Genomic DNA, 9,295 nt, shown 5'->3' with positions numbered 1-9,295 from the left:
TAGGAATATTGACTTGCTGCGAATTAATAATTTCTTTGAAGTGATCTTTAGAAAAAAAATCATTAATTGTTATATGCTGGTATGGATTAGTTTCAAATTTAGCATCTCTTATTTTGTCAGCCAGATAGTCAAATTCATTAATCATAAAAGTTCCTCAAGTTAAAAAGTTAACTAATTATGACTCACCCTAAGCTATCCTCAGCAATTTTCCTGGTAGCGCAGGCGTTCTCAGTGCAACGTAGGCAAGTCTTGGTATAAAATCTTTTAAATTAAACCGTCGATTAAAACGATACTGAAACTCTGCAAGATAACGTTGTGCATACTTAGGCCGAATTGCATGGTACGTACTGCGTAATGCACTTTTTAAATTCCCCAAAATGGTATTAACCCAATAAAACTCAGGCTCTTCTACTGACGCACGCCCACCACCACAGATAATTTTATCGTGTTTACAGCCCGCATCAACCACACCATTAAAACAAGCTAACCCATCTGAAATAACGGTACTACCACTCACCACATTTTTACGGCTCCAAACCGTTATTTCTTCCTTGAAAAAACCTTTTAAAATGCTGAGCTTAATCCGGACAGGCTGGCCTTCTGCTTCATACGCCATGCTGATTGGTAAGAAATACCTAAATGACGATGAAGCTCTATAGCTGAAATACCCTTTTTGTCTTGAGATATAAGATAAAAAGCTTGAAACCAGGTGGTAAGAGGTAACTTAGTGGACTCAAAAATCGTGCCTGCTGTTATTGAAGTTTGGTGGTGGCATTTATGACATTGCTGAAGGCTTCTCTGTGTCAACTGACAACATTTATTGTATCCGCACTTTGGACATATAAATCCTTCAGGCCATCGCAACTTATACAGGACTTTGAAGCATTGCTCTTCCGTTCCATAATTTTCAATAAACTCGTTTAGACTGAGGCCTTTTTGAAACTGAACTTTGTTGATAGCCATTTTTAACCCCCCTGGCTAAAATTGTCTATAACACAATAGTACTGCAAGTGATGGCTTAAGAATAGTCATAATTAGGTACCCATTTAAACGCATCATTATCAGCACTGAATGTATTGAAGTTAGAGGATCAGCGGTTAAAAGGAAGCAATGATAGAACGGTAATTTCAATGACCTCATGGAAGCGTAAAAAATTTAATCAACATTTAATGGAAAAACTTTTTGACAAGTTAGGGTTGAGCCTAAGTATTCAAAAAGTCGCTCAAGTGTATGAACAGCTGAGTGACTATGGGGCTATGGCTGCGTAAAAGTATCTACAGTATTGCTTAAGGATAGTCATATTTAAAGTTCGTGAAAGCAATTTACAAAATTGCTTATTCAATCAGCCGTTGTTAGCCTATTACAACAAAGTTCCCTGGTAATTAGTTCATCAGTTATCCTTCGGTAAGGATAAATACATTTTAATTCATTTTATCTAATATACAAAAATAATTTAACCCTACATTTTTCCAGCCAAATTTATCAACAACATATTTCCTACCATTTTCAGCTAAACTATTCATTAGCTCATCATTAGTTAATAATAGTTCTATATTATCTGCAATAGATCGTGGGTCACCGGGTTTTGAAAACAAGCCCGTTCTATGATCAATTATAATATCATGTATTGCAGGTAAGTCAGATACAATTACAGCACAACCACACCCAAGAGCTTCAATGATGACTAAACCTAGTCCTTCTTGATCGCCTTCTTTTGTGACTATTGATGGAGTAATGGATATTTTTGATTGTTTCAAAAGTTTAGATACTTCATCACTTTTTTTGGCACCTAATAGTTTAATATTTTTCTTTAAGTCAAGCTCGCTAATTAGCTCACTAATGATACCATACAGCGGACCATCACCAACCACATTCAATAAAATATTTGGATATTTATTTCTCAAAATATCAATAGCTTTCACCAAATATACCAAACCTTTCTTCTCAACCAACCTACCAACAAATATCAAATTTTGTTTTTCTATACTTCTATCGAACACAAATTTATTTTTAAGATCAACCCCCATTGGCCCTACAAATATTTTACTATCATCGATATCAACCATCTCTTTTACAACTTTACACATATATTCACTAACGACTGTTATACCATCACAATTCTTTAATACATAGCCTTTTAACTGCGTAAGCATTCTACTTTTGAGAGAAAACAAATCCCCCCCATGAGATGTACATAGCACTTTCGGCTTTATTTTTCTTGGCATAATTTTTTTAATTAAAACAGCTATTAATCCTTGAGGAATAATCCAATGAGCATTAATCACATTATACCTACATCGAATTTGCAAAAAAAAAACCCAAAAAAATTGCATAACTACAAATAAAATAATCAAAAAATACTTAAACTTATTTTTTTTTAAATTTGACAAAACTCCCCCATTATAACTGAGCCTCTCCAAAAAAGGAAAGAAATAAACAAATCTAAAGATACGACCATAATCTTTCTCTTCAAAAATTTTTGATTTTTTAAAATGAGGGGACAAAATATCAATTTTATGTTTTTTTGAAAGCTCTTTTGCAAAAGATTCGACAAAATAAGGCTCGATATCGCCATCCCACCTTGGAAAAGTTGAGGTTATTATCAGTATTTTTTTTCTTCCATTCATTCATACACTCAGCTAGTAAATAATTAAAAATATTAAGCAGTTGCTTCCTTCAATACCATCAGAACTTGCTCTGCTTGATGCTCCCAGTAGATAGGCTTTATATTACAATGACAGCCAGACAACTTCTTAACGACTTTTAAATACAAGTCATTGATATCACCATATTTGTACAAGCTATTAGGGTGATTTTTCAATATTTCATTCACCTCTCCCACGCTTGCAGCAACAAATGGTACTTCGCATGCTATGGCCTCACATAATTTTTGTGGGTAACAAAAACTCCCAAACCCATCAGGTGTTAATCCAATAATTAAAACATCTATACTTGAGTATAAATATGGCATATCATTATGATCTATATTTCCAACAAAAATCATCTTATCATTTATAGGAAGTCTAATATTATTCTCAAAAGTTCCAGCAAGCAATAAGTATAAGTCATCATACTCCAAAGATAACTTATCAAATAAATGTAACACTTCCTCAAGATCTCTATTTTTATATAAAGAACCAACAAATCCTATTACCTTATCGCTTAACGACAATCCTATCTTCCTCCGGAAAATCATTTTATCTTTTTTTATGAATTTTCTTGAGGCTGCATTACCTATTACATATACTTTATCAGGAGAGTATCCCTCTTCATTTATATACTTTTTCAAATTATTACTTACAACAATCCCACGAGTTGCTCTTTTTACAGAATATTTAAACAATTTATTAAAAATAAATTTCTTTGTTAAAGGATAGCTCTCAATATTATCACAAAGATCTACTAAATAATTAATACCAAACAATTTAGAAACAATAAAACCAGTAAATATATGAACAACATCTCCACTTGTAATTAGCAAGTCAGGCTTATCACCTTTCAAAAACAAAAACAACTTTCTTAAAAACAAAAAGTACCCCAGAAAATATTTTAAATTTAAAGAAAACATATCTATATTAAAATTATCATTAAAAAAATATGATACTTTATACCTCCTTTTCTCTTTATAAGCCAATCCAAAAATATTGACTCTTACACCTTTATTAGCCAAAAAAAAAGGTATTTCGTAATACCTTCCAAACTTATCCAGTATTAAATCTTTATTTGTATAGTATCTTTTTGTCAAAAACACTATATTCATTGACCATCCATACCTATTTTCTATAAATTAACATGGTAATTTGCTCAGCAACCAAACCAATAAGGAATATCATCACCGCATTACTTAATAATAATGCACTCATATTTGTAAATCTACCATCATTAATAAATGTATACAAATAGTAAAGCACCCCAATTAGGATATGAGCCATTGATAATGGAAAAAATATTTTCATAGGGGAATATAAAACCCCAATTTTGAATATAATTATAAAAAATCTCACTCCATCTTTCCAAAGATTGATATGACTACCTACCTCTCCACGTCTCTTTTCCACATTTATTCTTTCATAGCCTACTGTATAACCTGCTCTAAAAAATGCAATGGTTGAAGTCGTTGGATATGAAAATCCATTTGGATATAACTCTATAAACTCTCTCATTTTTTCTGTATTAGCCACACGAAAGCCCGAAGTAAGATCCTTAACTTTATGACCGACTATCCATGTAGTCAGTTTGTTGTATATAATATTTGCATATTTTCTGAAAAGTGAAGCATGATCATTTCTCGATCTTGCTCCGATAACCATATCATACCCTTCTTCATATTTTTTAATTAGTTTTTTAATTTCATCTGGATTATGCTGTCCATCTGCATCCATTAAAATCACATGCTCTGTATCAACATTTCTTAATCCGGTTTTTATAGCTGCCCCATTTCCTTTAGAATAATTATGCTTAATTTCTATCACATTATACTTTTCACAAAGGTTAGAGGTGTTATCTGTTGAGCCATCATTTACCACAATAATTTTAATACTTTGATTTTCCACATTTTTTTGCAGAGTATAAATCACGCCACCTAAATGCTCATACTCATTTTTTGCGGGTATAACCAAGGTATATTTCGACATAAATTAGCCTTTCTCAAGCTTAACCAGATCATCTATCATACTAGCATATATATCTCTGTAGAATTTATCCTTAAAATAATTACCTGATGATATATTCATTGCTTCTTTCAAGGTAGACACCAACATTGAATTAAATTCTAACGCAGATAGCAAAGATATTTTTTTAAACATTAACTGATGATTTTTATTATTCAGCTTTACGCTTTTATTTATAAAATAAAGTGCTTTTTTATATATTTTTTTATGTATATATAAATCATGCTTTATTGAGTAAAGAATTGATCTATCATAATTTCCTTTATAAAACTTATTTAACAAAAACCCATCAATCACATCCTCAACAAAATCATAATTAACTTCACGGCATTTATTATCTCTAGCCAACCTCGACAAAGTATTAATTAAAGCAATACTTCCATTATCATAGTAACCAGAAATTATTTTTCGTTTAATATCTTCATTTTCAACAGCAAAATTTAACTCATTATCGCATCCAACAATAACAGATTGAAGCAACATGTAATTATCACCAGGAAACTTTTCTTTCCCACTAGCAATTAAATATTTTACTGCAGCCATATCCCCACTAAAAAACCTTTCATTAATAAAGGACTGATAAGCTCTTTTTGAATTTGGATGCTCTACGAATAACACTTTGGCTAGTTTACTAGAATCCCCCCATATTACCGCTGATTGACGAGATAAAATCAAACTTATTAAAACCAATACACACATCACACCATATACAATTTCTTTTTGTTTAAGTTGATCTAAAATACCTACTAAGGCAATTATAATGCCTACCATAGGAAGATAATTTCTATGCTCAAAATAGAGTTCAAGCGGCAAGCATGTTGATTCAAGTAAGTGCCCTCCAAAAAACCAAAATATGCCAAATTTAACCAATTTATTTTTAACAAATAAAGCAACAACTAAAAGAGATGCAACAAATATTATTGACAAGACAGTTGTTATTGGCTCAAAAAGATTTTTGGAAAGAATTATATCATCATTGACAAATCCTGACCCTACAGAACTTGGCCTTACAATTTTATCCAAGTAGTCAATTAGAATCCTCGATTCTGTCATTAATCGTTCTAAAGGCGTAAAACCTCTTACTTGCCAAGTAAAACTATCAAAATTAGCATAAAAAAATAACAATCCAATGAAAGCAAGCCCACCAATATAAACAATAAAAACCTGAATCCAATCATTTTTTTCTCTGCGCTGTCCCTGCAATACAATTTCTAAAACACACAAGTAGATAGGTATCAAAGCAGCTGTTTCTTTAGACAAAATTGCTGCAATAAATATTGCCCCACAAATACTAAAAAAGTATACACTTTTATCAAAGCTAACTACTGAATTTCTATTATACAGATAATATATAAAAAAAATCAGCATAAAACCTGTTGCCAGTTGGTTCATTCTCTGTACGACCAACAGTACGCCACTTATATTCATTGGATGCAACAACCAAAAGATCATTACAAATATGGCATATATATTAGCTCTATCTTTGTTTACACCCGCTAAAAATATTATTTTTCGAGCAAAAACAAATATTAAGACCCCCACCAGACAATGAATTAATACATTAGTATATTTAAAAGAAAATTCAGCATTTGATGGCCAATTAGTATCATTCAGGAGAAATGAAGTAAGCGCTAGGGGCCTACCCAAAGGCCCCGCTTTTCCATCAAAAATAAAGATTAATGCTTTTTCTAACGAGTCGACACCACCAAACGCACCTAGTGCTTCTAAGTTGGGAATATCATCAAAAACAAAAGGCCCATTTAGCGAAGGCCAGTATACATAAAGAGTCAATAGTAAAGCACAAAAAAATAGCACAACAACTGCACTATTACTAAAAAAATCTTGGTTTTTATTAGCAGTCATTTTTTAACTTAAACAGGCTCCACTCGGTCACATGAGCACCATGCTCTAAGGAGGAGCCTGACTAATAATTATCTACAATTCGAAGGTAGGTATTTACTCTCTACAGTACCTGAACATGTCCATATAATTGATCCTCCTGAAGCCATTGATGGCGTTAGTACAAGAGTTTTACCGTTTATAGCGCTATCATTTGAATACGTAACGGTTATTACGCCATCGCCACCATTAGCTTTCACCTGCGAAACATTATTGCCTTTTATGCTGGTAGCACCTGCTAACCCATAGCTAGAATTACTCCCTGTTGGAAAACGCCCTAGCGATAATCTTGTTTCAGATACTGCCGTTTTTGCACCGGATGCCAGTGACATTCCTTCAGAGACTTTTGTGCGTACCGTATAGTCCTGGTAAGCAGGTATCGCTACCGCCGCCAAAATACCAATGATCGCGACTACGATCATTAATTCAATTAACGTAAAACCTTGTTGCATTTTTTTCATGAGAATCTCCTCCGATCAAATCCTATTCACTTGAATAGTCATAGTACGGATGTGGGAGCAATGCCAATGCCAATTTTTTAAGTTAGTAGACACTCACTTTGATAGTATTAACATTCAGCATCATTATGAATAACTTAGCACGATAACTAATACAAATTGATGTCAGGATCATTTTTAAACAGTTACCTTTATCACCACTTAGTGACAAAATTTGTCACATACTTTATGTTAATTATATCTCTTTTATAGATTGCTACTTTTCAATCTATACTTTGCGTATCCTTCATCAACTAGACACAGTAGTAACTATTCCATGTCCAGAATCATGCTTACCGGTCTTGCCAAAAGACTTGTTGATGACAAACTGCTTGACGAAGAAACAGCACGAAATGCATACCAAGAAGCTTCAAAGCAGAAAATTCCTTTTGTGACCCATTTGGTTAAATCTGACTTTGTCAAACCACTGGATGTCGCACGATTGGCTTCTGAGGAGTTTGGCTCCCCCTTGATGGACTTGAATAGTTTTGACTTTGAGCTAGCACCTAAAGATGTTGTTGATGAAAAACTCATTCGTAAACACCACACAATCCCGCTTTACAAACGAGGTACACGACTTTTTATTGCTGTTTCTGACCCAACAAACTTATCTGCTCTGGATGAAATTCGCTTTAACACAGGGCTCAACATCGATTCAGTGTTGGTTGAAGAAGACAAGCTTAATACCGCAATCGAGAAGTTTCTTGATAACACAGATGATGGCTTATCTGATCTTGATGATGAAGGTTTAGAAGATCTTGATATTAGTGCGGTTGATGAAGGCAAGGATGAAGGTGGCCCTGTCGCCAGTGAAGCTGATGATGCCCCTGTCGTGAAGTTTGTCAACAAGATGCTGCTATCAGCCATTAAAGGGGGCTCATCTGACTTACACTTTGAGCCTTATGAAAAAACGTATCGGGTACGCTTTCGTACCGATGGTGTGCTACATGAATCGGCTAGACCCCCTATCAGCTTAGCCCCACGGATATCTTCACGCTTAAAAATTATGTCCTCAATGGATATATCAGAACGCCGTAAGCCCCAGGATGGCCGGATTAAGATGCGGATATCAAAGACGAAGTCTATCGACTTTCGTGTGAATACCTGTCCTACCTTGTGGGGTGAAAAGATAGTACTGCGTATTCTTGATCCAACCAGTGCACAAATGGGAATCGATAGCCTAGGTTACGAGGAAGCGCAAAAAGATCTTTATATGACTGCCCTGATGCAACCTCAAGGCATGATTTTAGTCACAGGACCTACAGGTAGCGGTAAAACTGTATCACTCTATACAGGCCTTAACATTCTCAATACTGTAGAACGCAATATTTCTACGGCTGAGGACCCAGTAGAAATCAACCTCGAAGGTATCAACCAGGTTAACGTCAACCCCAAGCAAGGTATGGACTTTGCCCAGGCATTACGCGCCTTCTTGCGTCAAGACCCTGATATTATCATGGTGGGAGAGATTCGAGACATTGAAACAGCTTCTATAGCCATTAAGGCTGCCCAAACAGGCCATATGGTAATGTCTACATTACACACTAACAGTGCAGCTGAAACCTTAACCCGCTTGCTTAATATGGGCGTTCCGGCTTTTAACCTTGCCACAACGGTCAACTTAATCATCGCCCAACGTCTTGCCAGAAGACTGTGCAGCAACTGTAAGCAAACCGTTGAAGTACCCGAAAAAACCCTCCTCGAAGAAGGGTTCACCCCAGAGCAAGCAAAGTCTGCTGTACTTTATGGGCCCAAGGGCTGTGAAAAATGTAATAAAGGCTACAAGGGACGTGTGGGTATTTATGAGGTAGTGAAAATCACCCCCGCTTTATCAAGAATTATTATGGAAGAAGGCAACTCGATAGAAATTGCAGAAGTTGCAGAGAAAGAAGGCTTTAGTAACTTACGCAAATCAGGACTCGTAAAAGCACTACAAGGTGTTACCAGCCTGGAAGAGGTCAACCGAGTTACTAAAGATTAAACAACCTACCAATAAAAACATGAAATAGTTGGCATTAATAAGTATTTAGCCACGTTATCAGTATTCGCAATAATGATAAATAAGCTACACTAATTGTGCGAACTATTTCATGAATAATGTTTTATATTGATCATTTTGTCTGAAAGATAGCGCAAACAAGTATGAAGGTTAAGTCTCTTATAATGTGCAGATATAAAACTGAGATGGTTGTACTTGGATTCACATAATATTGTTACATTCATGTTATG

General features: G+C 34.6%; 7 protein-coding genes and 1 pseudogene. 2 read left to right on the top strand and 6 right to left on the bottom strand.

The window, feature by feature from the left end; genetic code table 11:
• Positions 1 to 187 precede the first annotated feature (187 nt).
• Positions 188 to 963 (bottom strand): annotated as a pseudogene (locus tag KCG35_RS04190) (IS1595 family transposase).
• Between the two features lie 167 nt (positions 964 to 1,130).
• Here KCG35_RS04190 and KCG35_RS04185 point away from each other — a divergent pair.
• Positions 1,131 to 1,268 (top strand): hypothetical protein, encoded by a 138-nt coding sequence (locus KCG35_RS04185; protein WP_215818406.1) that lies wholly within the window; start codon positions 1,131 to 1,133, stop codon positions 1,266 to 1,268.
• A gap of 153 nt (positions 1,269 to 1,421) precedes the next feature.
• On the opposite strand, the gene KCG35_RS04180 is transcribed toward KCG35_RS04185, so the two are convergent.
• From KCG35_RS04180 to KCG35_RS04160, 5 genes are all read right to left on the bottom strand, one after another.
• Positions 1,422 to 2,627 carry a glycosyltransferase family 4 protein gene (locus tag KCG35_RS04180; protein WP_215818405.1) on the bottom strand — a complete coding sequence of 402 codons (1,206 nt, stop codon included), beginning with the start codon at positions 2,625 to 2,627 and terminating at the stop codon, positions 1,422 to 1,424.
• 32 nt (positions 2,628 to 2,659) lie between these two features.
• Positions 2,660 to 3,760 (bottom strand): glycosyltransferase family 4 protein, encoded by a 1,101-nt coding sequence (locus tag KCG35_RS04175; RefSeq protein ID WP_215818404.1) that lies wholly within the window; start codon positions 3,758 to 3,760, stop codon positions 2,660 to 2,662.
• A gap of 13 nt (positions 3,761 to 3,773) precedes the next feature.
• Complete coding sequence (locus KCG35_RS04170) at positions 3,774 to 4,634, bottom strand: glycosyltransferase family 2 protein (protein WP_215818403.1); 861 nt, start codon at positions 4,632 to 4,634, stop codon at positions 3,774 to 3,776.
• Between the two features lie 3 nt (positions 4,635 to 4,637).
• Positions 4,638 to 6,533 carry a hypothetical protein gene (locus KCG35_RS04165; protein ID WP_215818402.1) on the bottom strand — a complete coding sequence of 632 codons (1,896 nt, stop codon included), beginning with the start codon at positions 6,531 to 6,533 and terminating at the stop codon, positions 4,638 to 4,640.
• 68 nt (positions 6,534 to 6,601) lie between these two features.
• Positions 6,602 to 7,030 carry a pilin gene (locus KCG35_RS04160; protein WP_215818401.1) on the bottom strand — a complete coding sequence of 143 codons (429 nt, stop codon included), beginning with the start codon at positions 7,028 to 7,030 and terminating at the stop codon, positions 6,602 to 6,604.
• A 313-nt stretch (positions 7,031 to 7,343) separates the two neighbouring features.
• Between KCG35_RS04160 and pilB the strand changes: the two genes are divergently transcribed.
• The gene (pilB, locus tag KCG35_RS04155) at positions 7,344 to 9,047 is read left to right on the top strand and encodes a type IV-A pilus assembly ATPase PilB (RefSeq protein WP_215818400.1); all 1,704 of its coding nucleotides are present in this window, start codon (positions 7,344 to 7,346) and stop codon (positions 9,045 to 9,047) included.
• Positions 9,048 to 9,295 lie beyond the last annotated feature (248 nt).

This window comes from Zooshikella harenae, assembly GCF_018837975.1.
Lineage (GTDB): Bacteria > Pseudomonadota > Gammaproteobacteria > Pseudomonadales > Zooshikellaceae > Zooshikella > Zooshikella harenae.
This window is presented reverse-complemented; position numbering and strand designations above follow the sequence as displayed.

Excerpts from the sequence above, each read along its gene's own strand:
- KCG35_RS04160 (WP_215818401.1), bottom strand. The coding sequence starts at position 7,030 with ATGAAAAAAATGCAACAAGGTTTTACGTTAATTGAATTAATGATCGTA.
- KCG35_RS04170 (WP_215818403.1), bottom strand. The coding sequence starts at position 4,634 with ATGTCGAAATATACCTTGGTTATACCCGCAAAAAATGAGTATGAGCAT.
- KCG35_RS04165 (WP_215818402.1), bottom strand. The coding sequence starts at position 6,533 with ATGACTGCTAATAAAAACCAAGATTTTTTTAGTAATAGTGCAGTTGTT.
- KCG35_RS04185 (WP_215818406.1), top strand. The coding sequence starts at position 1,131 with ATGACCTCATGGAAGCGTAAAAAATTTAATCAACATTTAATGGAAAAA.
- KCG35_RS04180 (WP_215818405.1), bottom strand. The coding sequence starts at position 2,627 with ATGAATGGAAGAAAAAAAATACTGATAATAACCTCAACTTTTCCAAGG.
- KCG35_RS04175 (WP_215818404.1), bottom strand. The coding sequence starts at position 3,760 with ATGAATATAGTGTTTTTGACAAAAAGATACTATACAAATAAAGATTTA.
- pilB (WP_215818400.1), top strand. The coding sequence starts at position 7,344 with ATGTCCAGAATCATGCTTACCGGTCTTGCCAAAAGACTTGTTGATGAC.